At 43.2% G+C, this 24181-nt stretch carries 21 protein-coding genes and 1 riboswitch; of the genes, 3 read left to right on the top strand and 18 right to left on the bottom strand.

Annotated features, from left to right (window positions below; genetic code table 11):
- Positions 1–152: 152 nt before the first annotated feature.
- From HNR44_RS10330 to pxpB, 3 genes are read right to left on the bottom strand one after another with little or no spacing between them, the layout of a single operon-like run.
- Positions 153–389 (bottom strand): hypothetical protein, encoded by a 237-nt coding sequence (locus HNR44_RS10330; RefSeq protein ID WP_184404086.1) that lies wholly within the window; start codon positions 387–389, stop codon positions 153–155.
- Positions 377–1378, bottom strand: coding sequence for a 5-oxoprolinase/urea amidolyase family protein (locus HNR44_RS10325; protein ID WP_184404084.1), 1002 nt, complete (start codon positions 1376–1378; stop codon positions 377–379). Before HNR44_RS10325 ends, HNR44_RS10330 begins: the two co-directional genes overlap by 13 nt.
- Positions 1375–2088 carry a 5-oxoprolinase subunit PxpB gene (gene pxpB, locus HNR44_RS10320; RefSeq protein ID WP_246407246.1) on the bottom strand — a complete coding sequence of 238 codons (714 nt, stop codon included), beginning with the start codon at positions 2086–2088 and terminating at the stop codon, positions 1375–1377. Before pxpB ends, HNR44_RS10325 begins: the two co-directional genes overlap by 4 nt.
- 174 nt (positions 2089–2262) lie before the next feature.
- Positions 2263–2364, top strand: a riboswitch (TPP riboswitch).
- A gap of 62 nt (positions 2365–2426) precedes the next feature.
- Here pxpB and HNR44_RS10315 point away from each other — a divergent pair.
- The 3 genes from HNR44_RS10315 to HNR44_RS10305 all read left to right on the top strand — a co-directional run bounded on the left by HNR44_RS10315 (position 2427) and on the right by HNR44_RS10305 (position 6111).
- A complete protein-coding gene (locus HNR44_RS10315) occupies positions 2427–3710 on the top strand; it encodes an acetylornithine deacetylase (RefSeq protein ID WP_184404174.1) in 1284 nt (427 codons plus the stop codon).
- Positions 3707–4384: a thiaminase II gene (gene tenA, locus HNR44_RS10310; RefSeq protein ID WP_184404082.1), complete on the top strand. Its 678-nt coding sequence runs from the start codon at positions 3707–3709 to the stop codon at positions 4382–4384. The genes HNR44_RS10315 and tenA overlap by 4 nt, the downstream gene beginning before the upstream one ends.
- A gap of 98 nt (positions 4385–4482) precedes the next feature.
- Positions 4483–6111, top strand: a complete 1629-nt coding sequence (locus HNR44_RS10305; RefSeq protein ID WP_184404080.1) for a glutathione ABC transporter substrate-binding protein — start codon at positions 4483–4485, stop codon at positions 6109–6111.
- 47 nt (positions 6112–6158) lie between these two features.
- Here the strand turns inward: HNR44_RS10305 and HNR44_RS10300 are convergent, their stop codons facing one another.
- The 15 genes from HNR44_RS10300 to HNR44_RS10230 form a co-directional block, all read right to left on the bottom strand.
- On the bottom strand, positions 6159–7568 hold the full coding sequence (locus HNR44_RS10300; RefSeq protein WP_184404078.1) for a hypothetical protein: 1410 nt from the start codon (positions 7566–7568) through the stop codon (positions 6159–6161).
- 274 nt (positions 7569–7842) lie between these two features.
- Positions 7843–9306, bottom strand: a complete 1464-nt coding sequence (locus tag HNR44_RS10295) for a sodium:solute symporter family protein (RefSeq protein WP_184404076.1) — start codon at positions 9304–9306, stop codon at positions 7843–7845.
- Positions 9307–9334: 28 nt separating this feature from the next.
- A complete protein-coding gene (locus HNR44_RS10290; protein ID WP_184404074.1) occupies positions 9335–9595 on the bottom strand; it encodes a hypothetical protein in 261 nt (86 codons plus the stop codon).
- Positions 9585–10058: a hypothetical protein gene (locus HNR44_RS10285; protein WP_184404072.1), complete on the bottom strand. Its 474-nt coding sequence runs from the start codon at positions 10056–10058 to the stop codon at positions 9585–9587. The genes HNR44_RS10290 and HNR44_RS10285 overlap by 11 nt, the downstream gene beginning before the upstream one ends.
- A gap of 158 nt (positions 10059–10216) precedes the next feature.
- Complete coding sequence (locus HNR44_RS18090) at positions 10217–10471, bottom strand: AMP-binding enzyme (protein WP_184404070.1); 255 nt, start codon at positions 10469–10471, stop codon at positions 10217–10219.
- A 317-nt stretch (positions 10472–10788) separates the two neighbouring features.
- Positions 10789–12342 (bottom strand): acyl-CoA carboxylase subunit beta, encoded by a 1554-nt coding sequence (locus HNR44_RS10275; protein ID WP_184404069.1) that lies wholly within the window; start codon positions 12340–12342, stop codon positions 10789–10791.
- Between the two features lie 57 nt (positions 12343–12399).
- Positions 12400–14070, bottom strand: a complete 1671-nt coding sequence (locus HNR44_RS10270) for a class I adenylate-forming enzyme family protein (RefSeq protein ID WP_184404067.1) — start codon at positions 14068–14070, stop codon at positions 12400–12402.
- A gap of 34 nt (positions 14071–14104) precedes the next feature.
- A complete protein-coding gene (locus HNR44_RS10265; RefSeq protein WP_184404065.1) occupies positions 14105–15643 on the bottom strand; it encodes an acyl-CoA carboxylase subunit beta in 1539 nt (512 codons plus the stop codon).
- A gap of 120 nt (positions 15644–15763) precedes the next feature.
- Positions 15764–17131 carry a solute carrier family 23 protein gene (locus tag HNR44_RS10260; RefSeq protein WP_184404063.1) on the bottom strand — a complete coding sequence of 456 codons (1368 nt, stop codon included), beginning with the start codon at positions 17129–17131 and terminating at the stop codon, positions 15764–15766.
- Between the two features lie 263 nt (positions 17132–17394).
- Positions 17395–19104, bottom strand: coding sequence for an urease subunit alpha (gene ureC, locus HNR44_RS10255; RefSeq protein ID WP_184404061.1), 1710 nt, complete (start codon positions 19102–19104; stop codon positions 17395–17397).
- Positions 19088–19786 (bottom strand): urease subunit gamma, encoded by a 699-nt coding sequence (ureA, locus tag HNR44_RS10250; RefSeq protein ID WP_184404059.1) that lies wholly within the window; start codon positions 19784–19786, stop codon positions 19088–19090. Before ureA ends, ureC begins: the two co-directional genes overlap by 17 nt.
- 537 nt (positions 19787–20323) lie before the next feature.
- Positions 20324–21112 carry a hypothetical protein gene (locus tag HNR44_RS10245; protein ID WP_184404057.1) on the bottom strand — a complete coding sequence of 263 codons (789 nt, stop codon included), beginning with the start codon at positions 21110–21112 and terminating at the stop codon, positions 20324–20326.
- 74 nt (positions 21113–21186) lie between these two features.
- The gene (locus HNR44_RS10240) at positions 21187–21813 is read right to left on the bottom strand and encodes an NAD(P)-dependent oxidoreductase (RefSeq protein ID WP_184404055.1); all 627 of its coding nucleotides are present in this window, start codon (positions 21811–21813) and stop codon (positions 21187–21189) included.
- A gap of 2 nt (positions 21814–21815) precedes the next feature.
- A complete protein-coding gene (locus HNR44_RS10235) occupies positions 21816–22580 on the bottom strand; it encodes a sirohydrochlorin chelatase (RefSeq protein WP_184404053.1) in 765 nt (254 codons plus the stop codon).
- 93 nt (positions 22581–22673) lie between these two features.
- Complete coding sequence (locus HNR44_RS10230; protein WP_184404051.1) at positions 22674–24173, bottom strand: MFS transporter; 1500 nt, start codon at positions 24171–24173, stop codon at positions 22674–22676.
- Positions 24174–24181 lie beyond the last annotated feature (8 nt).

The raw sequence follows: 24181 nt of genomic DNA, 5'->3' as shown, positions 1-24181 counted from the left end.
CGAGCGAAAACGACACCGGAGCGACCCATTCTACCGCATTTAACACGGGCCATCAACAGCTTTTATTCAGCGAATGTATGACCGTATAACCCCCTTATAAATCGTGTTCAAACACCCCATTAAGCATGAAAATGAATCGCCAGTGCAATGTTTCAAAAGATCTTGGGCGAGTGAGCGAGCGCGTGCGAAACAGGATTCGGCGCGAGGGGTGGTTTTTTCGACGCGGCAACACGTTTATTCAGCGTACGACCTATATAATTCGGCGCGTTGGGCATTTTATTCAGCGCTTGAGGAATTTTTTCGGCGCGCAGCGCAGTTTTAAACAACCGCTTAAATGACAAATAAAAACCCCGAGGAGTCCCCGAGATTTTGCATGTCACTTCTGCCATTTTAAAGATATCCCTATTTTTCTTTCATGCATCGCCTGCGCTTGTTGGAGGTAAAGTTCTTCAGCTTTTGCAAATGTTATTTTTTCAAATCTTACGGTTTCATTTGGACGTAATTGGGCAAGCCTTCCTAAATCAACCGCGGCCACTTGTGCAATTCGCGGATATCCGCCGGTGGTCTGTCGATCCGCCATTAACACGATCGGTTGACCATCATGGGGAACTTGCACAGTTCCAAACGCAACCGCTTCTGATAGTAAATTGACGGATTCCATCCATTCAAGCGGGGGAATCATGTGTAACCGATAGCCCATACGGTCAGATTGAGTAGAAATGGTAAACTCACTTTGAAAAAATCGATCTTGGCTTTCCGTTGTAAATGTTTCATAGTGAGTCCCAGGGAAAGCTCGTATCTTTCTATCCCCGTCACCAAGTAGACGTGCGTTTGCGCCCCAACGTTCGGAAAAAGGCTGGCCTCCTCCTTTGCTGGTGATCATTGCCAAACGTTTCTCTGCCTCTTCATTCTTTTCTCCAATATATAAACGATCCCCTTTCTGAAGGGCTCTACCTTTAAAGCCACCGATACCTGCGCGTACATAGGTACTTTTACTATTCATCACGAGGGGAACATCAATACCCCCGGCAACCGCTAGATAAGCCCGACACCCCCGGTTCGTCGGCTTAAACGCAAGTTCGCTATTAGCAGGAATAAATAAGGGGGCACCAAGTGAATACGTTTCTCCGTTAATGACCGGAACCATCCCGCCGCCTGTTACAGCTATGAGGGTATCTGCCTCAACTTTGATCCGGGGGCCTGTCATTGTCATCTCAAGCGCCCCTTCGTTTTCATCATTGCCAACAATGCAATTCGCACTTTTCAACGATTCTCGATCCATCGCTCCGCTCTCCAATACCCCTTGATGTAAAAAACCCAACCGGCCTCCATCCTGAACGGTTGTGAACAGACCCGTTGTCATGATTTGCAGGCTCACAGGTCCCCCTCCTTGTATGCATTAAACTCTTCGTATGTAATGGCCTTGAATCGAACATGATCACCAGCCTTTAGTAAGCTCGGTTCTTCGCGATGGGAATCGAACATTCTAACGGGCGTCTGTCCGATTAACTGCCACCCACCCGGCGTTTCAATCGGATAAATGCCTGTTTGAGAACCAGCAATGCCTACCGACCCAGCAGGAATCTTCGTTCTGGGTTCACGCTTACGCGGCGTAGCAATATCATCTTCCATCCCTCCGAGAAACGGAAATCCCGGCGCAAATCCAATCATATAAACGAGATATTCACCACTTGTGTGGATTTGAATGACTTCATCTTTAGTGAGACCATTTTCTACCGCAACGTGTGACAGATCCGGTCCGAAGTCTTCGTCGTAACAAACAGGGATTGTCACAACATTGCCACTTTCTTTGCTTTGAGGTATTGCATCTAGCGAGTCGACCACCTTCTTTAAATACCTCATCACGGATTCACTAGGTGATCCCTTCTTTTCTTCCATTGTATGATAAATATTGATTGGATCGTAAAAGACAGTTACACCGGTGTAACTCGGGACACATTCAACATATCCGTGAAACGGCTCTTCCTCAACTCGTTCCATTATTTTTTTTACTCGTTGATGAATCTCCGGATCGATGTTATGCCCAAGGGTAATATGGATTGCATTTTCACTTAATGGGTATAGCATGGAAGAACACCCCTCCTCACGCATAAATGTTATCGGTTTTTTCGAATATTTTAATTTAAAAAGTATATCATTCTTTTCCCTAGACTGCATCCCCCAGTAATTTTATAGTTTTTTTCTAATATTTGATTTATATTATTATTTATGATACTTTGATGAGCAGTAATAGAAAATGAATCAAACCACTAGGGGTGCTCCCATGAGCTGAGAGAGACATTGCCTCGACCCTTATGACCTGATCTAGTTCATACTAGCGGAGGGAAGTGGATGGATGAATACCTATGTATCCTACCGTGACCACTTCTCTACTGAAGTGGTTTTTTTAAAGGAGTTGATGGAGGATCGAAGACATAGAAAACCTTATACAAAAGGTCGATGAACGAGAAGACGAGTTGATCCAACTACTTTCAGATTTAATTGCCTTCCCCACTCCTGCCCCGCCGGCTAGAAACACAACGGAGATCCAGCATTACATCGCTGATGAGTTGCGAGCCACACAATTTACGATTGATCAATGGGATGTATATTCAGGCGATCCAAATGTTGTTGGAACCCGTAAGGGCTCGAAGTCTTCCGAGTATCAAAGTCTGATTTTAAACGGCCACGTAGATGTCGCTGCAGTGGAGGAGGATGAATTTTGGCAAACTCCACCATTCGAAGCAACCGTAAAAGACCGAACACTCTTCGGGCGTGGAGCCGCGGATATGAAAGGGGGCATCGCTGCCTGCTTGTTCTCACTTCGACTGTTGCATGAATACGGTATTGCCCTTCGGGGCGATATAATACTTCAATCCGTGATTGGCGAAGAAGTCGGGGAGGCAGGGACAAAACAGTGCTGCGACCGTGGATACAGTGCTGATTTCGCACTCGTTGCCGATACGAGTGATTGCGAAATCCACGGTCAAGGTGGTGTGGTTACAGGGTGGGTCACGGTAAAAAGCCCGACGACTCATCATGACGGAACGCGCCACCGTATGATTCATGCTGGCGGAGAGTTACGTGCAGCCAGCGCTATCGAGAAAATGACCAAACTAATAACGGCTTTACAGGAGTTGGAACGAGACTGGGCGATTCATAAATCATACCCAGGATTTTCCCCTGGAACAAATACGATTAATCCCGCTGTCATTGAAGGCGGACGCCATGCCGCATTCGTGGCTGATGAATGTAGGCTGTGGATCACTGTCCATTTTTATCCGGATGAAAGCGCTGATTCAGTGGCCAAAGAAATCGAGAACCACCTGCTGGCAACAGCAAATGCTGATCTGTGGATGAAAGATCATCCGCCTACATTTCACTGGGGTGGAGCATCCATGATTGAGGATCGAGGCGAAGTCTTTCCTTCTTTTTCTATCGATGAGAAACATCTGGGTGTTCATTTCTTACAAGAGGCTCATGAATCCACATACGCGGAACCTGTGAAAATTTCCATGTCTCCGTCTGTGAACGACGGAGGTTGGCTCGCGGAGGCAGGCATACCGACGGTCTGTTACGGTCCCGGAAAATTAGAACATGCCCACGCTGTCAATGAACAGATGAACATCGACCAATTACTCAACTATACAAAAACACTGCTTCGCTTTATCACCATGTGGTGTAACCAGCCAAAGGAGTGGTCCATATGACATTCACCCAACGCATTCGTAAAAACGCTGATGCTATTTGGAAAGCAAGCCATAAGCATCCTTTTGTACAAGGGATTGGCTATGGCACTCTTGATCTTGAATCTTTTAAATATTTTATGCGCCAAGATTATAAATACCTTATTGAATACTCACGTGTCATGGCAATGGGGACCGTCCTTGCTCCTGACCTTGACACGATGTCGGGTTTTGCAAAAGCGCTCGATGAAACTTTGAACACGGAAATGGAATTGCACCGTTCATACGCCGAACGTCTTGGCATTTCACGCGAAGAACTGGAAGCTACTATCCCCGGGCCAGTGACCCTCGCCTATAGCAGCTATATGATGGCAGAAGCTCAAAAAGGTGCGCTCGCCGAACTCATCGCAGCTATTCTCCCCTGTGCCTGGAGCTATTATGAAATTGGCCTCCAACTCGCAAAAATCCCCGGTGCTACCGAGCATGAACAATACGGCGAATGGGTGCGGATGTATGCATCTGATGAATTCGGCGAAATCGCTGAATGGCTCATTTCTAAACTGGATGAACTTGCTGAAGGCAAAACAGAAGAAGAACTCGAGCAACTCGAAGCGATTTTTCTCAACACGAGTCGTTATGAATATATGTTCTGGGATATGGCATATCAACAAGAAAGATGGCCAGAAGAATTGGAATGATCAAACACTTTCTCTTTTTTATATTGCAATGAGTCTAAAAAGTATATTACACTTTATTATTAATAGAGTGAAAAATATGAAGAGAGGAAGGATCCACCATGAAAAAAATTATGCCGATATTGGGGACTAGTTTACTTCTCGGCGTAGTTGCTTGCACCGATGACAACCTAGATGAGACTTCTACTGAAGAGGCGAATGAGGGGCCAGAAACAGGTGAAGAAGAAACCAACGATGAAGAAACTGGTCCTGTTGAAGGCGGCGAAATGGTTCTTGCCATGCCTTCAGATGCAGTTACCCTGGATCCTCAAGCCGCCAGTGATGTTCCATCAAACATTATTTATACGAATGTGTATGAAACGCTTGTCTATCAAGATGAAAATATGGAAATCCAACCCGGACTTGCAGAAAACTACGAACAGCTAGACGACCATACATGGGAATTCAACCTGCAGGAAGATGTTACCTTCCATGATGGGGAACCTTTTAATGCAGAAGCTGTAGTAGCTAGTCTCGAACGGCTACTTGATCCTGAAACGGCTTCCCCGCGTGCTTCTCTTTTTGAGCTTGTGGAAGACATTGATGCAGTAGACGAACACACCGTTGAAATTACGACGAGCGAACCTTTTGCTCCCTTACCTGCTCACCTTTCCCACGGTGCTGCCAGCATCATTAGTCCAGCAGCGATCGAAGCCGATGCAAACGGAGATGTAGGATTGGACACAAACCCTATTGGCACTGGGCCTTTTGAGTTTGATAACTGGGTCCAGGGAGACGAAGTTACTCTTACAAATAATGCTGACTATTGGGATGAACCTGCATATCTTGATTCGTTATCTTTTCAAGTCGTCCCTGAACAGGCCACGAGAATAGGTATGGTAGAAAATGGGGAAGCACACTTTGCCCAGCAAATTGAACCTTCGAATGTTGGACAAGTAGAACAAATGGAAAACGCATCCCTTGTCACCGAGCAACAACTCGGATTTGAGTATGTAGGCTTTAATACGGAAGAGGAACCATTTGACGATGCCCAAGTGCGCAGAGCTCTGTCCATGGCTATTGATAAAGAAGTCATGCTTGAAGGCATCTATGGAGGTTATGGTTCAGTAGCAGAAAGCCCCTTAAGCGATTTAGTGTTTGGCGCAAGTGACGACCTTGACCCGCTTTCTTACGATCCAGAACAAGCAGAAGAATTACTCGCTGATGCCGGTTATGAAGATGGCTTTGAAACAACGATTTGGACAAACGACGCTAACCCCATGCGTATCCAGGTTGCCGAATATTTTCAAGACCAATTCGCTGAGATCGGTGTTGAAGCTGACATTCAAGAGCTCGAATGGGGAGCTTATCTCGATGCCGTTGGTGAAGGGGAACACGATATATTCGTCCTAGGCTGGTCCACATCAACGGGTGATGGCGATTATGGTCTACATCCAAATTTCCATTCTGACAATCTCGGAGCCGACGGAAATCAGACCTTCTACGCGAACGAAGAACTAGATGAACTCATCATTGATGCACGTGAGGAAAGTGATGAAGAAACCCGTGAACAACTATATGAAGAAGCTGAACAACTCATCATTGATGAAGCGCCTGTCATTCCTACCGTTCACAATGATTACCTGGTTGCTGTCGCTAATAGTGTAGAGGGATTTGTACAACACCCAAGCGGCCTCTTACTATTGGATAATGTCTATATTACGGAAGAAGTAGAAGACAGCGGTTATTAAAAAGGGATAATATCCCCGCAGGGCTTAAGCTGCGGGCGTTTTTGAACTTATAACAACCCAAGCATAATCAGCAAGTACATCTGCACCATGACATAAAACGCTACTGAATAACCGAAATTAAACTTCAATCCATTTTTCCACAACGCTAGGCCATTGGCTTGACTTAAGACGATCAGCGGTAAGATAAACGGTGATAAAAAAACCGTAATCGCACTGCCCAGAGTCAAACTAAGCACAATCAATTCAGGGGGATAAGGTAAGGAAGCGCCTTGAAATATTCCGCCAACAAGAACCATAACCGTCAATGGGCCAAGGCCGATAAATCCTAAAAAGATCACAAGGAAAGGAAGAATCCAAAACATATGAATAAACGTGGTCTCTGATATAGTAAAAATGGTGTCAACGACCCATAAGCCCCCTCCAGAGGCATGTACGACGTTAATCAGCAAGCCGGCCGAAAGCATAATCCCTAATTCCTGAGATTTGTGGAGGATACCTGTGCGCAAATAGTTTTTACCATGATTCCTTAAATGATGTCCTTTCTTTTTAATGATATAATAAAAGCAAGACCAAACAAGCACACATATGGATATGATCATGAGCAAACCCCAGTCCAGAAAATAGTTAATCACTAATACCGGACCAAACAGGGTGATGAACAACAGTACGAATTCGCGGGTCAATGAATGATGATACTTGGCATGATCAGTGGGGATTTTTTTATGTAACTCTTCCAGAATGCCGGATGTATAATCTAATCCACTTCTTTTTTCGTGAATTGTAACGAACAAGAGCGATAAAAAAACTCCGCAAATCGAGATAAAAAAACCTTGTGCCATCGTTAATCCTAAAGAGGCACCAGTACTTTCAATAATAAACACAACACTAGGGATGCTGATGACCCAAATCGTGCTGAGTCCGAAGCCGCGTAATAAAGCCGTTCCTTTAAAATATTCCCAGTCCTCATCCTTTTTGTCTCCGAGCAATACCTGAACAAATTGAAACAGCATCGGAATGGCACCAAACAAGAGAAAGTAAGCTACGAGCTGAGTGATAAACATTAATCCAGCATAGAACCGTTTACTCGTTCTCAACAAGTTTTTCGCAGATCCGATCAACGCTTCAATGTAATTTTCTTCGCGGAGCACCCAACCAATCATGGGAACAATCAGGAGCAATAATATAATACTGTTCATCTCCCGAATTCCTTCCCATAACTGTGGCCATAATTCATTCCCCAACGTGAAATATCCGATGATGAGAGAGGCAATGGTTAGAAAATAAGGTACAGGGCTATTTCGGGGGCTTAGATAGATAAGAGCAAAAAACAACGCTAACAACCCGCTGAAAGACATCAGGTGTAACATCCAATCCTTTCCCATAAAAAAAGAAAAAATGTGCACAAGCACATAGAAAAGAATGCTAACGGTAAAACCATAACGACACATCGATTTCATCTTGTCATGCTCCTTGTGGCCTTAGGAAGGTAGGTGAGTATACATATCTCATTTTATCATATGAGGAAAATAAAACTCATGAACACTGAAAAAAGGGTTGGTGCTCCAAATGTCCTCGGCGTAACGTTGCAATAAACGTCCCTTGCGCTGAATTCTCCGTTGCTTCCGCCGAAAAACGGAGTCTAGTGCTGATATGGGTAGTCTCTCCGTAGTAAACATGCCATAGAAGAAAGGCTGCCCATAAGTCATGAATGATGACTTATGGGCAGCCCTATCAAATATCTTGATGATAGTGATCCATTCGATCAAGCATGTTTTGGGACGGTCCTTGTGTCCATACGGATACAATCATCATCGAAATGATTGAAAGGGGTAATGCAATCAAAATCTCTGAATTATACGGTAACTCAAAACCGAGAAAAGCTACCATAAAACTGACAGCACCGACACTAAGCCCCGTAATTGCTCCCGCTGAGTTGGCCTGTCTCCACCAGATGCCAAATACAAGGGGTGCAAAAAGTGCAGCTACCATAAATCCAACCGCTGCAGTATAGAGCACAACCAAAAATGGCGGTGGATGGAGAGTAATAAACATAACAGTTATGCCAATGACCCATGTGAAAATCGCTGAAGCTCTTAAAATCTGCTGATGGGTAGCCTTTGGCTTATATACTCCTTTATATAAATCATAGGCAAAAGCACTACTTACGGCCAATAGTAAAGCATCAGTTGTTGACATTACAGCCGCCATAATTCCTGCCGTAATAACCCCTACGAGGATCGCAGGAAAAAATTGTTCCACAATCAGCAAAAGCCACATATCCGAATGGGTCGCTTCTAGGAGAGAACTATCTAACAGAGGAACAAAAGGAACAAGAACAAATGTTGAAGCCAACATTAAACTACCATACATAAGCATACTAATATTCATAGAAAGTTTTGCTGATCGGGCATTGGAAGATGTAAATATTCTCATGATTAAATGTGGAGTTACGCATATCGCTGCAGCCCAAGTCACAAACGCTCCGAGATAAGCAGTAATAGGCATAGTGCCTCCAACAGCCCCGAGCATTGGTTGTTCAGCAAAGGTATTAGCAAAAAATTCAGACCAACGAATAGGAAAATGAAAAATTCCTCCCAAGGTGATGATTGATATAAGGGCAACCATCATGATCCCTTGTAAAATATTTGTCCAAGTTACTGCTAACATCCCACCCATGGATACATACAAGATAAATACAACCGTAATAATGAGGAGGCCCCATTGATAAGACAACCCAGTAACATAGGAAGCGATTAACCCTCCGGCTGTCATTTGTGACATCAGGTACATGGCTGAACCAATAATAATCACAATAGGAATGGCCACTTTAAAAAATATGTGTCCATAGCGATCATTTAGAAATTCTGAAACTGTGAATTTACGGGAATTACGTAACGGTTTCGCCACTAATACACTTGCTACTGAAAAACCAACGATTGATCCCACAGTCATCCATGCTAAAAATGGCAACCCAAGGTTAAAAGCGGTGCCAGTACCAGCCATAAACGATCCACCGCTCCCTAGTGCCGCCATCATGGCCAAGGAATTCACACCTGTGCCAACATTACGTCCAGCTACATAGTACTCTTCAACCCCAGCTTGAGACTGTGAAATACGTTTCTGTGTCACTCTACCTAAAATGATTAAAGCGATCAGGTATATAACCACCACCGACAGTTCGATGATTTTCATCATTACCCCCCTCGTAAATAAGAAAAACCATTTACTTATCCTTGGAAATACCTGCTTCCATATGTTCAGGCTTACGACTTGATATATCCTTTTCACTTATGATTAATAAAATCCCTACAGCAGGTACCAGTACGTGTAATAAATACGCCCCCCAAGCCACCAGTGAGACATTTAAAATCATGACATCATAACTCCACGGGAGGAAAAAAACAATGACATAAAAGAAAATCCCCAATAGAAAAATTCCATCTCTCGGTCGTATTTTGTACCATTTTTTACCTTTATTCGTCACTATCCATCTCTCCTTTTTCATTTGCAGAGAATTTCTTCCATTTTTGTTTATTCATTAGCTCTAAGAGAATAGCAAATTGAAAACGAGGGTGTGTGGTAATCCTCCAAGGATCTTTGGGAACTCGCTGGCTAAATTGCTGTAACAATGTTTTTAACTGAGCATCGGAATCACGACTATAATGAATGGATAGATAGGTAATCCCACCTAAATGCTGTCTAGTACTTAAAAATGACGAAAACACCCTTGAGATGGGGTCAGCCGAAACATAAATAAGTACCACAGTTAACTGTTCCGTTTTCAAAATCACTTGCTCATGTTGACCATCATACATCTTATTAGGAGGAGCATAACTGGTTTCATAACCAACCTGCCATTCTTCAAAAATTTCTTGCATTAGTTGCTTTACTTCTTCCTGCGGTATACCCACATAAACTTCCCATTTGTTTCGATACCACGACAACATTCATGGGGCTCCTTTCGTAGAACGAATTTTTGATTTACCGTTTTTTATGATGCAGCTTCCGGGTTTTCGTTAGGGCCTTTCCTAACACTGATAATCATTCTCCTCAGTTACATGGTTACATATTTTTACTTTCCTCTGGCTCTTCCGCAATTTTTCCTTTAATTTGAATTTTCAACCTTATTTGTCGGCGTTCGTGGTAAACTGGATACAGTTCGAATGATCGATGGCCACATGAATTTGGGCATGCTCCTATTAATCCAAACTCTTAAGCTATCATCATCTAGTTGCTCTTGTCTTTGTAATACCACGAAGGCAACAATAACGTCTTCACCACCTTCTCTAGCTGGGATTGCGCCATGATAATTAAAATTAATAGGACTGAAAACGCCCCCTATTTTCCATATACTAAACATCGCTAAAGTAGTCACCAGCGGGTTAACAAGAAAGACCGATATCCGGTCTCCTTTTTAACCCCAAGCCTCTTTAAATAATGAACGAAGCTATTTGACATTTCATTAAATTGTTTAAAAGTAAAACACTGATCTTCTTCCCCATAGTAGAAAAAAGTTTTATCACCAATCTCTTCTGCCTACTGCTCCAGTTTATTGACCACGATTTCTTCATCGGTGTTCATCGTATTTTCAAAGCTTTCCAATCCCATGAAAGACCTCCTCTATTTGAGTTTCAGAATAACCTATTTTGCATTAACAAAAGCTCCCTCATGAACCTATTACGGACGCATCGTATGCGTCGAATACCCAAGCAACTGAGGCAATAATTCATAAGCGTTATGAACCCATTCACATAAAAGAGGACGTGTATCTCTTGGATCAATAATTTCTTCTATACCGAATGCTTCAGCAGTACGAATAGGAGAACGATGAGATTCAATATCTTCCATGATTTCCTGTAACCGGGCTTGGGGGTCTTCACTTGCCTCTAATTCTCGTCGATAAGCGACTTGTATGCCTCCTTCCGGCGGCAAAGAGCCCCAATCTCCAGATGGCCAAGCATAGCGTAAGTTCAGTCCATGCCCATTACTCATTCCTGCGCCACCGACACCATAGACTCGTCGAATAATGATTTCGATGGACGGCACAGTTGCCTGATAAATCGCTGAGATAGCCCGCACTCCTTGACGGATTGTGCCTTTTTTCTCAGCTTCTAAACCGATCATCATTCCCGGTTGATCAACAAGATTAACGATCGGTAAATGAAAGGTTTGACATAAATCCACAAAACGTTCTATTTTTTGACTGCTTTCTGCTGTAAGTCCAGCTCCATGTACATAAGGATCCGGAGCTAAAAACCCTATTGGATGACCATCTAAACGTGCTAACCCTGTGACTGTACTTCCGCCATAATAACACCCCATTTCAAAAATGGAATTTTTATCAAAGATCATGGGCAGTATTTTTCGAATGTGATATGGCCTCCGTCTATTCTTAGGAATGACAAAAATTAATTCTTCTTCCCTTCGTTCAGATTCGTCATCAGAATCAATAACAGGAGGAACTTGGAAAACATTTTGAGGTAGATAAGACAAAAACGTCCGAATCTGATGAAAGGCATCTTCCTCTGATTCAGCAATATTATCAACAGCCCCGCTAGAGCGATGAACTTGAACACCACCCAGCTCCTCCTTACTAACCTCCTCGCCCATTCCAAATTTGACAATTGGGGGTCCTGCAACAAATAGTTGTGATATCTCCTTAACCATAATGGAAAAATGGGAAGCGGCTACCCGCGCCGCTCCTAAGCCGGCCACCGATCCCAAGCAAGCTGCAACGACAGGAACAGTTCCCATATTTTTAACTACTAGATCCCAAGCTGGGTTTACAGGCACATAAGGATAACCGATGTCATCCAATACTTTGACACTCCCCCCTCCGCCTGTGCCATCAACAAGACGGATCATTGGAAGTTGCAATTCATTGGCCATTTTCTCTGAATAGACTTGTTTAACTATAATGGCTCCATCTGCAGCACCCCCACGCACTGTGAAATCATCAGCTCCAATTACAACTTTACGTTTATTAATTTCACCCGTTCCTAATAAAAAATTAGCAGGTGTAAAGTCTGTTATTTCACCATTTTGATATGTGACTTTACCAGTAATCGATCCGCTTTCATGAAAAGTTCCTCTGTCCAGAAGGACGTCAATTCTTTCACGAACCGTTAGCTTCCCATTGGAACGATGTTTTTGAACCCTTTCTTTTCCGCCCATGCGTTGTGCTAATTCTTTTCGATATTTGATTTCGTCAACTTCCGGTTGCCAAGACATATTTACCACCCCTTTAGTAAGCGCTTTCAATATAATGGATAAAACATTCTTCTTACCTTATTCATTCGCCCTCACTTCTTCCTTTAACAAGCGTCGTAACACCTTTCCTGATCCGGTCGCAGGTACGCTTTGAAGAAATTCCACATATCGCGGATACTTATAAGCAGCCATTTTTTCTTTCGCCCAGTCTACAATTTCCGTCTCTGAAATCTTCCCTTTATACTGAGGATGAAGAACAACAAATGCTTTGACACTTTCCCCTTTCTTCTCATCCGGCACTCCAATCACAGCCACTTGGGCGATGGCTTTATGGTCGATGAGTAACGCCTCAACATCTTCAGGAAATACACTGTAGCCGGAACTTTTGATCATTTCTTTTACTCTCCCGGAAAAATACAAATATCCTTCCCCATCAATATATCCGATATCTCCCGTGAACACCCAACCGTCACGCAATGTCTCTGCGGTCGCCTCAGGCCGATTCCAATAACCTTTAAATACCCCCGGATTTTTTACAGCAATTTCGCCCTCCTTATCTGTTGGTAGGTCTTCGCCACTCTCCAGATCAACGATTCGAATATCTGTTTCATGAGTAGGAATCCCACAACTTCCTAATTTTACGTTATCCGCCGGCATAAATGTATCACAGGTATGCGTTTCACTAAGCCCGTAAGCAGCTTCATGTAATTGACATCCTTCCGTAACTTTCTTCCACTGATTGACGAGGTCTTGTGTAATTGGCATTCCGAAGCTGGTACACATATTACGGTTTAAAGACGTCAAATCACGTGTTTCAATGCCAGGATGATGGAGGATCGCCATATTCATAGGTACGATGCTATACCAATTTTGAGGCTTATATTGTTCCATCGCGGTAATGACCGTTTCCGGCTCAAATCTCGTTAGCAATACACTCGTGGATCCGCTATAGACAGGAAGGTTTACACCCATGACCATTCCCGCAATATGACAAAGGGGCATAACGGCTACTGATCGATCTTCATAATTTAACCCATTAGCTTCAAAAGTGGATGCGGTTTTAAACAAGGCATTTCCATACGTTAACATCGCTGCTTTAGGTCTTCCTGTCGTTCCAGATGTAAAAACCATCAAACTAACATCTTCCCAAATGTTAATGGGTACAGCTTCAAAGTTTGGTTGATACGTTCGGATAATATCCAACAAATCTTCCGCTTCTTCAAAGGTCTGCTTTTCCATACTTACTTCCTCTGGAATCGGCAGAATAGTTCCTTCAGATAAGAAATCCAAGTAATTGGTCGTCACAACGATTTCTAAATTCTCACTTTTATCCTTAACCGCTTTGACAAAAGGATATAGCTCTTGACCGGTAATGATCCCCTTAGCATTGATTTGCTCGACCATATACGCCAGTTCAGCTTCCTTTGACATTGGGTTAAATGGAGAAACAATGGCCCCGATTTTTTGAATCGCGTAATGGGCAATCATATACTGCGGACAGTTTTGCATGTAAATCCCGATTCGATCGCCTTTTTGCACACCTTGACGTTGCAAGTAACAGGCAAGACTGTCTGAGTACCGATCTAACTCTTGCCAAGAAATAGAAGTACCATAGAAGATATATGCAGATTGATCTGGTTTCTCTTCCGCATGATGATGCAAATATTCATGCAACGGTTTTTCTCCTAATGAATAATGGAGCTTTGTAGGTACACGGGTAGGCCAATTTTTCATCCAGATTCGTTCCATTATTGATCACTCCTCGAGTATTGTCATAATAGATTTAAAATCCCGTCGGCCAGTTTGCTAAACGACGTTCACTTATAGAGCCATTTTTATGACAAGCATATTCAAGTGACTGACATAAAAATTGACGAGTATCTCTAGGATCAATCACGTCATCAATGAGATGTTTGGCAGCTGCCTTATAAGGTGAGCTTTCGAATTCCCACTCCTTTAAGAGTGTTTGTCGTTCCTCTTTCGGATTCTCTGCTTCTATTAGATGACGGCCATATACGACATTCACCCCTACTTCAGGACCTGTAAAATTAATGTCTGCTAGCGGCCAAGCAGCAACAAAATCAGCTCCCATTTCCGGACCACACATATTACTATAGGCCGCACCTATGCTTTTCCGAATGACAACTGATAATTTAGGAACTGTAGATTGAGCTAAAGCCTGGTTCCAAATCATAATCTTAGATGGAATCCTTTCTTTTTCAGCGGCGCTGCTCACTCGAAACCCAGGAATGTCATGTAAAAAGACGAGCGGAATATGAAAAGAATCACAAAGGCAAATAAATTCCGTGGCTTTATCACATTCATCAGGCCCTGCCGCTCCAGCGTATTGCATTGGCTGATTGGCGACAACTCCCACCACTCGCCCATTTAAACGAGCCAGAATAGTGAGTAAGGCCTTGCCAAATAGGGATTTTATCTCAAAATATTCCCCATCATCGACGATAAGTTTAATAAGCTTTTTCATATCATAAGCCCTCGTCGTTCTTGTCGGCACGAGTGTAGTAACTTCATCTAATATTCGCGCTGGATCATCGGCTGTAGGATGTAAAGGCGGCTCTTCCTCTGCGTGGGATGGCATATATTTTAGAAACTCTTTAATCGTTGCCAAACAATGCTCTTCATCTTCGGCCACATGATCTGTTTGACCCGTTTGTTCGGCATGAATCTTCCATCCCCCTAATTCACCTGGGGACACTTTCTCTCCAGTCGCTATTTCTAACATACGTGGCCCGGCGACGGCCATACAGCTTCCTTTGACCTGACTAACAAAATCAGAGGAAACCGCAAACCATGTGGGGCCGCCAAAACTATCGCCCATGATACTTGTAATTAAAGGAACCTGACGTTCATGTTTTAATAACGTCATAGGCATCATATTTTGGCTTATGTTGTCTGAACCCATTCCGTCAGGCATACGTAGTCCTCCGCCTTCCCCAAGGTTTATGAGCGGGAAACCACGTTTTACAGCATAATCATGGAAGGCCTTTGCTTTTTTCATATGCACTGTACCCTCAGTCCCAGCAAATACAGTCTTATCTAAAGCTGTAACGACTACTGGACGACCTTCCACTTTTGCTAATCCACAGATCAACCCATCGGCTGCACTTTTATGTTCTGCACCCGGAACATCAGAGTGATTAAGTAAACCCATTTCCAAAAATGAGTCTTGATCCACCAGTCTATCGATTCGCTCCCGAGCTGTGTAAAATCCCCCCTCACGGTGGGCATTGACCTTTTCTTGCCCACCCATAAGAAGGGCTCTCTCTTTACGTTCTTGTAGCTCCTTAAGATATGAATTCATTCTTACTCCCCCTTCTCCTATATGCCCTGAAATATTCGAATACCTACTGGTTAGTATATTTAAAAATTAATTTAAAAATGAATATTCTGACTGTCATTTTTTAAGATTACTTTTTTCTTTTTACATCTGCTGCTCTTCTTTCGTATCGTATTTGCTTTTCATACTTGGTGGTCGCCCATTAATTCCCATTAATAAGATGTACATCACTACTCCTACACCAAGCCCCCACGCCGGTCCTTGAAGGGCAGTCAGGACACCAATGAATAATGTCATTCCTCTGGATACGTTTGTCGATACCATGGACATGGCTAAGTATGCACAAGCAAAGCCGGTAAGCAATAATGTCAAGGAAAGAGCGACATCCAATAGTGGAAGAATGAGCGAAATAATTGGCATGAGAAACCCCAAAGGCAGCGCAAGCAGATGAAAGTTTATCGTTCCGGTGAATATCGAGTCCATCACTTTTCTCCCTTGCTTATAACGTTCAATTACATAGACTTGGACACCCGTCCAAATCGGTCCATGTAAAGGAATGAACGCCCCTCCAGTAAGTAAATAGCCTAAATTACGCAGCGTCAATGCATAATGAGTGCGTGTATAATTAACATCTATTTTTTCATCCGGTCTTGACTTTTTCGCAGAACGGATCAAACCATCGGCTACTAACAAATCTCCGAATACCAGGATATAGATGCTCAAAGCCATCGGTATAGCAGCTAAAATCATTTCCCAGGACGGTAGCCCAACACCGTAAGGAGTCAGTGTTGCGAACATTTCACCAAATTGAGGAATAAATATCCCCCACTCAATATTAAATTGAATCTCACCACTGATGCTTCCTACGATACCTGCAGCAATGAACCCCACCAACAATGCATTAGCAGCTAACAAACCTTTTACCTTCACATTATTAATCTTTTGAAACGGTATGGAATATAATACCATTAATACAGCAACCCAAGCACTAATTAATGTGAAAGGAAGCTCTTGGACACGATCAAACTCAGACATAAAAGCAGATATAGCTGCCCCCATGATAATTCCTGCTTTTAACGTATTTGGAACCAGTCGGTTAAACTTGTCACCTAACCCTGTGAGACCGAAAAACAAGAAAAGAACTGATATGACGAGCATCACCGCCATCATTGCGTGAACCGCTTCAGTTCCTGGTGAATAATCGCCGAGAAAGACAATTACTAACGGCAAAGCCGGTGTAATCCATCCTGGAGCATGAGGCTCACCAAATAATACCGTGTGTGACCAAACCCAAAAGAGTTGAATCGACATCGTCGTCCAAGCTACCTCAAACGATACGTTAAAAAACTCCATCATTAATGGAGCAAGTGAACCACCTGTGGCCATAGAAATAATTGCACCTTGAATGAGCATAGGCCACGATATCCCAACATGCACCCCTGGGAGACGTGTTGTAAATGGACCCCATTTTAAGCCAGGATGATATTTCCCATATTCTCTTTTTTTAGCCACTTCATCACCTCTTGTTTATGTTAGTTATAGGGCTGATATTTAGGGGTATATAAGCTGAATTAAGGGACTCATCTCCCCTTTCTGTTTTTATTTCTTAAATACTAACCAGTTAGCATTTAAAGAAGATGATTTCAGAAATATTTGATAGTTATGATTATAATTTATCAATGTAGTTTTGACAATCCCTTTTCGAAAGTGCCAGTAATTCCTCTACAAAAAAGCGTCTGCCCCATTTACTGGAACAAACGCTCTACTAGATTTTATTAAAATAGAGAATACTTTTGCGTAAGCGGGAGTTTGCTTGCTGGTTCACAGAAAAGCTTTTCCCCGTTCGCATAAACATCGTAGGTTTCAGGGTCTATCTGGATATCAGGAAGCAAATGGTTGCACTTCATATCCAGTTTGCTGAGCCCGCGGATTTGTTTCACCGGGACTACCTTCTTTTGCAATCCCAGTTTTTCCGGCACCTGATTGGTAATACCTGCTTGTGACATAAAAGTAAGTGATGTTGAGGCATTTGCTTTTCCGTAAGATGCATACATTTGACGCATAAAGACAGGTTGGGGCGTCGGGATCGACCCGTTCGGATCGCCCATTTGCGCCCTTGCAATATGACCTCCCTTGAAGACAAGTTCAGGCTTGGCTCCGAAAAATGCAGGGTCCCATAAAACAAGGTCGGCAAGTTTCCCAGGTGCGATCGAACCGACTTCATGACTGATTCCATGTGTAATGGCTGGATTAACGGTGTATTTTGCGATATACCGCTTCACACGGTTGTTATCACTTTGGTTGTCTCCTCGAAGTGGACCCCGTTGTTTTTTCATTTTATCTGCTGTTTGCCATGTACGAATGAGAACTTCCCCTACGCGACCCATCGCTTGGGAATCTGAAGATGTCATACTTGCCGCGCCTATATCATGCAATATATCTTCGGCCGCGATCGTACCCGCCCGAATACGTGAATAGCTAAATGCCAAATCCTCCTCAACATTCGGATCCAGATGATGACACACCATCATCATATCCAAATGCTCGGTCATTGTATTTTCAGTATATGGCAGGGTGGGGGTTGTAGACGAAGGTAAAATATTGGCGTAAGATGCGAGCTTCATGATATCCGGGGCGTGACCTCCGCCTGCTCCTTCAATATGGTAGGTATGAATCACGCGATCTCCAATCGCTTCCAAAGTATTTTCTAGATAACCTGCTTCATTTAACGTATCTGTATGAATCGCCACTTGAATATCATTCTCTTCAACCACATTCATACATGCATCAATGGCTGCCGGTGTTGTTCCCCAATCTTCATGAAGTTTCAGACCTATAGCACCAGCTTCTACTTGTTCTACCAGTGGTTGTTTCGTTGAAGCATTCCCTTTTCCTAAGAACCCTACATTCACTGGAAAATCTTCTGCCGCTTCTAACATACGATGCATATGCCAAGGTCCTGAGGTGCTCGTCGTAGCTTTACTTCCCGTTGCAGGCCCTGTGCCTCCACCAATCATCGTTGTAATACCAGAAGAGAGAGCCGTTTCCATTTGTTGAGGAGCGATAAAATGAATATGGGAATCTACGCCCCCAGCCGTTAAAATTTTTCCTTCTCCAGCCATTACTTCTGTAGCCGTACCGATCACAAGACTTGGCGTTACCCCATCCATTGTATCCGGGTTACCTGCTTTTCCAATATCGACAATACGGCCATCTTTAACCCCGACATCTGCCTTTACGATGCCTGTATAATCTACAATCAATACATTCGTGATAACAAGGTCTAGCGCTTCTTCCTGGGAAGTCACTCTTCCATTTTGACCCATTCCATCTCGAATCGTCTTCCCCCCACCAAAAACAACTTCATCTCCATAGATCGTATAATCATATTCTACTTCAACCCACAAATCTGTATCAGCTAAACGAACACGATCCCCTGTTGTTGGTCCAAACAAATCTGCATATTCTTTACGATCTAACTTCATGCTTTTTCCCCCCTTCTTGCCATGCCACGAGCTTTTCTTCCATTTGCTGTTTCCTCCGTACATCTATATAACCATTTGCCTTATTATTAAAGCCGTATACTTGTTGCTTCCCTCCAAAAGGAACGAGTGTAATTGTCTTTTCTTCACCGGGTTCAAAACGCACAGCCGTTCCAGATGGAATATCAAGGCGCATACCCATCGCTTTTTCTCTATTAAATGTTAACCCTAGATTTGCCTCAGCAAAATGAAAATGGGAACCAACTTGTATTGAACGAGCTCCTTCATTTTGTACTAATAAATCAATAGATTCTCTTCCTTCGTTAATTTCTATGGTTCCACCTTGAATATCAAAAGCTCCTGGTTTGACTCTATCCTGATCCATCTGAACCGGATCATGGATGGTTACGAGTTTCACCCCATCCGGAAACGTAGCTTCAACTTGAATGGAATCAAGCATCTCAGCCACCCCTTCCATGAGTTCATCAGAGGAAAGGACGTGTTTCCCTTCTTCCATTAATTGCTGAACGCTCTTCCCATCACGTGCGCCCTCCATAACAAAACAAGATAATATTGCTGTTGCTTCTGGATAATTGAGCTTCACACCCCGGTCTCTCCGTTTGGTAGCCAGCTCTCCTGCTAAAAATAGTTGCAGCTTTTCTTGTTCAACCGGTGTTAACTTCAATGATTCAGCCCCCAATAGTAAGAAATGTATCTTTAACTTTAAACTGATTCACAATGGTGTACCACTTCTTTGTTAGAATACTTCACAAACGATGTGAATAGATTTTGTGTGCGCGGTATCAATTTACTCTTTTTAATATTCTGATATAAAAAAGAGGGACTAGAAGCATTCATTACCTAAAAGTGCGTGTTCAAAAAGGAGGACAAAAAGAGCCGAGTTGTTCAAGAAGACGCAGCTGTGAGCATCCTGCTTGCACCACGAAAGCATTCACTTCTCACGAAGGAAAAGGGGGGTTTCTTTTCGGAAGAGCAAAGCGCCAAGTTGGCTGCTTCGTAAGCGTTCCTTCTCACGACGAAAAAGTGGTTTTTTGAGGATATGGTTTTCATACGTGAGCACGCAGAAGCAAGTCAACGAAGAAATACGACCGCTATTTTTCCCCGGACTTATTGAACATCCTCTAAAAGTATACAGCTGATATGCGAATTAAACTCTCGGTCGCTAACGGCCAAAAAAGAAATTCTTAACCAATTCCTATTGTTAGCTTTTATAACTTGTAAAGTCCTTGATAATACTCTGAGTAAAACTGTCTAAGGCCAAGTATACTGCTGGAATAAAAAGAAATAGATAATTTACGGCGTCATCATGGCTACCTCCGATAAATTCCATATAATAGTTACACATTGTAAAAACAGCTATCATAAAATAAACGGTTATTCTACGTAATCGCTGTTCCTCTTTAGAAGGATTAGTGAAATATACCCACGTTAACATGCTCACAGGCATAGACAATAAAAGTAAAAACGAAAAACTCTCAGGCATATCACCAAAAGCCACCATCCCAACAATACATACGTAAACCACTATGAGGTGCCCCATCGCACTTAAGGCACTATTTTTTAATAAAAGTTTTATTCGGTCTAAAATATAATCTACCTTATCATTTTTTTGAATCCCTGCTAATGCACTTCCCATTTTACTTGTATACGGGTAATGGTTTGTCATCATGACCAAGTAATTAAAAATTAGCCCCATCCAATAAAACGGAAAAAAGAAGGCAGCCGTAAATACCATGAGTGCCAGGTTACTAGGTTCCAAGCTTAATAGAAATAGAGCAACAACTTCAGCTATAGCCATAAGGAAGAATACTAGTTCCATTGTTACTAAGATATTTTTAACAGGAGTCACTTTTATATAAATAAATGAAGCAAGTCTATACGCTGTTCTTGTTAAAAAAGGAGAAATAAGCTTTTTTAATATAAATAATAAAGTAAATAAAGCTACTAATAAAATCAATACATACAATATAAATCCCGCGATCCCGGCCAAGTCTTACCACCCCCATAGTAACGTTAGTTATTAAGAGGACGACTTCTTATACTCCAATTATGATGATGTTACTACTAATTTTTCCTCCCCAACTCCCTCAACCGCTCTTCCAATCTCTCCTCCCTCCTCTCATCCTGCAAAAACTCAGGAGTTGCCAGTTCTTTCAACAACGCCAATTGCCTCTCTCGCGGTGCGTTGGTCCGTAATACCCTCTGCCGTGCTTCCTGTAAGAATTCAAGCTCTTCTTCTGCATTCGCCGGTAATACACGCTCCACTTCTCCCTTCACCCGTTTCGTATAAGAAGGGCTGGCTCCTGCAGTAGATACGCTCACCGTAAGTAATCCATCATTCATCCGTGCAGGAACATAAAAATCCCCTGCTTGCGCATCATCACTACGATAAACAAGCTGCCGGGGGGCTTTATTCTTCTTAATCCCTTCATGTAGCTGGGGCTCATTCGTGCATAAAAATACCAAATCACACAAAAATACTTCCGTATCCATTGCCATCCGCTGCTCCCATCTCAACCATCCTTCCTTCTCAAGCCGTAACAACTCATCATTCAGCATAGGCGCGATCACAACAATTTCAGCCGTCCCCACTTCCACCAAAGGTTTCACTCGGCGGCAAGCAACTGCTCCTCCGCCTACCACAACCGCACTCAGCTCATTCATCTCAAGCATGAAGGGGAGCGCACTCATGCTTACACGCTCCCTTCCTGCCTCAGCGTTTCATCCGTCCGTCTTGCCAAAACGCCGCTTAATCCGCCATCTGAACCAAGAAAATCACAAAGTGTATACCGTGTGTTCGTTTTTCCCACGCGCTCACGGAGCATGTCACCAAGCTCATTCATCAACACTCCTGTGAAAAGTAAATATGGCAGTACGTACACGTGCGGCGCTTCCAGTTTCTCCACTTTCGCAAGCCCCTGCTCCACCGTCGGTGTCGTTGCGGCCAGGAAGCAGGTTTCCACGTTGTTACATGCCACCCTTTCATAGATAAGTCTTGCGGCCTTAGCTACATCGCTCGGCTGGTTCCCATCACTTGATCCTCTGCCTACAACCAAGACCGTGCAATCATCACGTTCTTGACCCTCCTTCAATTCCGGCAGCCCCACGTCCTTCAATCGGCTTACAGCTACGTCGATCACGTCTTCTTGAACTCCAAAGGGACGGCCATAGGATAACGTAACTTCCGGAAACGTTTCCTTAGCAGCTTCCAGTTCCCTCGGGATATCCACGTTTGCATGGTGTGCAGTCAACAATAATACCGGGACAACAGCGATCCGGTCTGCACCTCGCTCCACGCAAGCCGTAACCCCTTCCATGATGGTCGGAGATGAAAGTTCAATAAAGGCAATTTCTTGAATATGATCATGTCGATCTTCTACTCTTTGAATAAAGCGTTTAAACTGTTCATTCCCTTCTGCTACACGACTTCCGTGTCCGACATATAAAATCGCCTGCATATCCCTCACCCCAATCTATTCGTTAGCTCTTATTATATTTTAAACGCCCCCTTGGAACAAATATCAATTGTTCTAAGGGGGCGTTCCTGTTTTTCACTTGTCTTTCGTTGTCGCCATTTCGGCTTCAGCCAACGTTTGTGCTTCTTGCTGTGTTAAGTAATACTCATTCGCAAATGAATTTTCCGGCTCCTCTAATGTAAAGTAACATATCACAAAGCTTACGAGCGCTCCTGCCGCCAGTATAAAGAAAAAATGCTGCGGGGATACAAATGTATACAGTGTTAAATAAATCGTAGAGCCAACGTTCCCGTATGCGCCAACCATTCCTGCTGCTTGCCCTGTAACTCTTTTCTTTACCATAGGAACCATTGCAAACGTTGCCCCTTCACCTCCCATAACAAACAAAGAGGTCAATACAGTTACAGCAACTGCCAGGAAAATCGGCCAGCTGGAATCAATCATACTCATTCCAATAAGGCCTATGGAAATTCCCAGCATATAGATGAGCATGACGTTCCTTCTGCTCCCCATTCGATCGGATAAAATTCCGCCTAATGGCCTCGCCAACAGATTAATAAATGCAAAGCTTCCCGCAATGATACCGGCTGCTGTTGGAGATAATGAAAATGTCGTCATGAAAAACATCGGGAGCATGGAAACGATGGCGAGTTCTGCCCCAAAATTAGCAAAGTAGGTGCTGTTTAACGCTCCTACGTTTTTAAACTTATATTGGTCTTCCACAGGAACTCCTTTTTTCAAAATCGCCACGTTTACTTTTAAAATTTTATAGACCTGGAATAAAAAGGCTAAGAGGACAATACCCCATATGATATACAACACTTCCACGGAGATGAACCCCATTTGTTCGATTCTCCAAAAACTAAGGGCAACGGCTCCTCCTATGGGGATGGTCCATAGAATCAACTGCATCATATCTTTCCATGAACTTACTTCCATAGCTCCTGCTTTTCTCGGTTTTATTAATGGCCGGCCATCAGGTGTATCTCTTACATTAAAATAATAAATGAACCCATAAATAAAGCAGACAAGACCTGTAAAAACCATCGCATATCTCCAACCGTCATCGCCTCCAAAGAGTGTTAGAGCAAGCCAAGGCAGAATCATCGAGCCAGCTGAGGAGCCAAAGTTCCCCCAACCACCGTAGATGCCTTCAGCAAAGCCAACACTTTTAGGTGGGAACCATTCGCTTACCAAACGAATCCCTACCACAAAGCTCGCACCAATACTCCCTAAGATTAACCGGGCAATCATGAGCTGTGCCCAAGTATCTCCAAAGGCAAAAACAAACGTTGGAATCGACATGACAATTAATAATACAGAGAAGACGACCCTTGGACCAAATCGGTCTAGCAAAGATCCAATAATGATACGGGCAGGAATCGCTAATACCACGTTGATAATTCCTAGCGCAGCAATATGATCTTCTGTGAACCAGCCCATATCATTCATCATCGAAGATGCTAAAGGCGCCATATTAAACCAAGCAAAAAAGGAAACAAAAAAGGCGAACCATGTTAAATGCAGCATCTTAACCTTTTCATCTTTAAATGTGAACATATCTCTTATTCTCAAGGAATATC

The organism is Geomicrobium halophilum (genome assembly GCF_014207655.1).
Classification (GTDB): Bacteria; Bacillota; Bacilli; order Bacillales; family Marinococcaceae; genus Geomicrobium; species Geomicrobium halophilum.
Note: the sequence above shows the minus strand (reverse complement) of the source record. Positions and strands in the feature narration are given on the sequence as shown.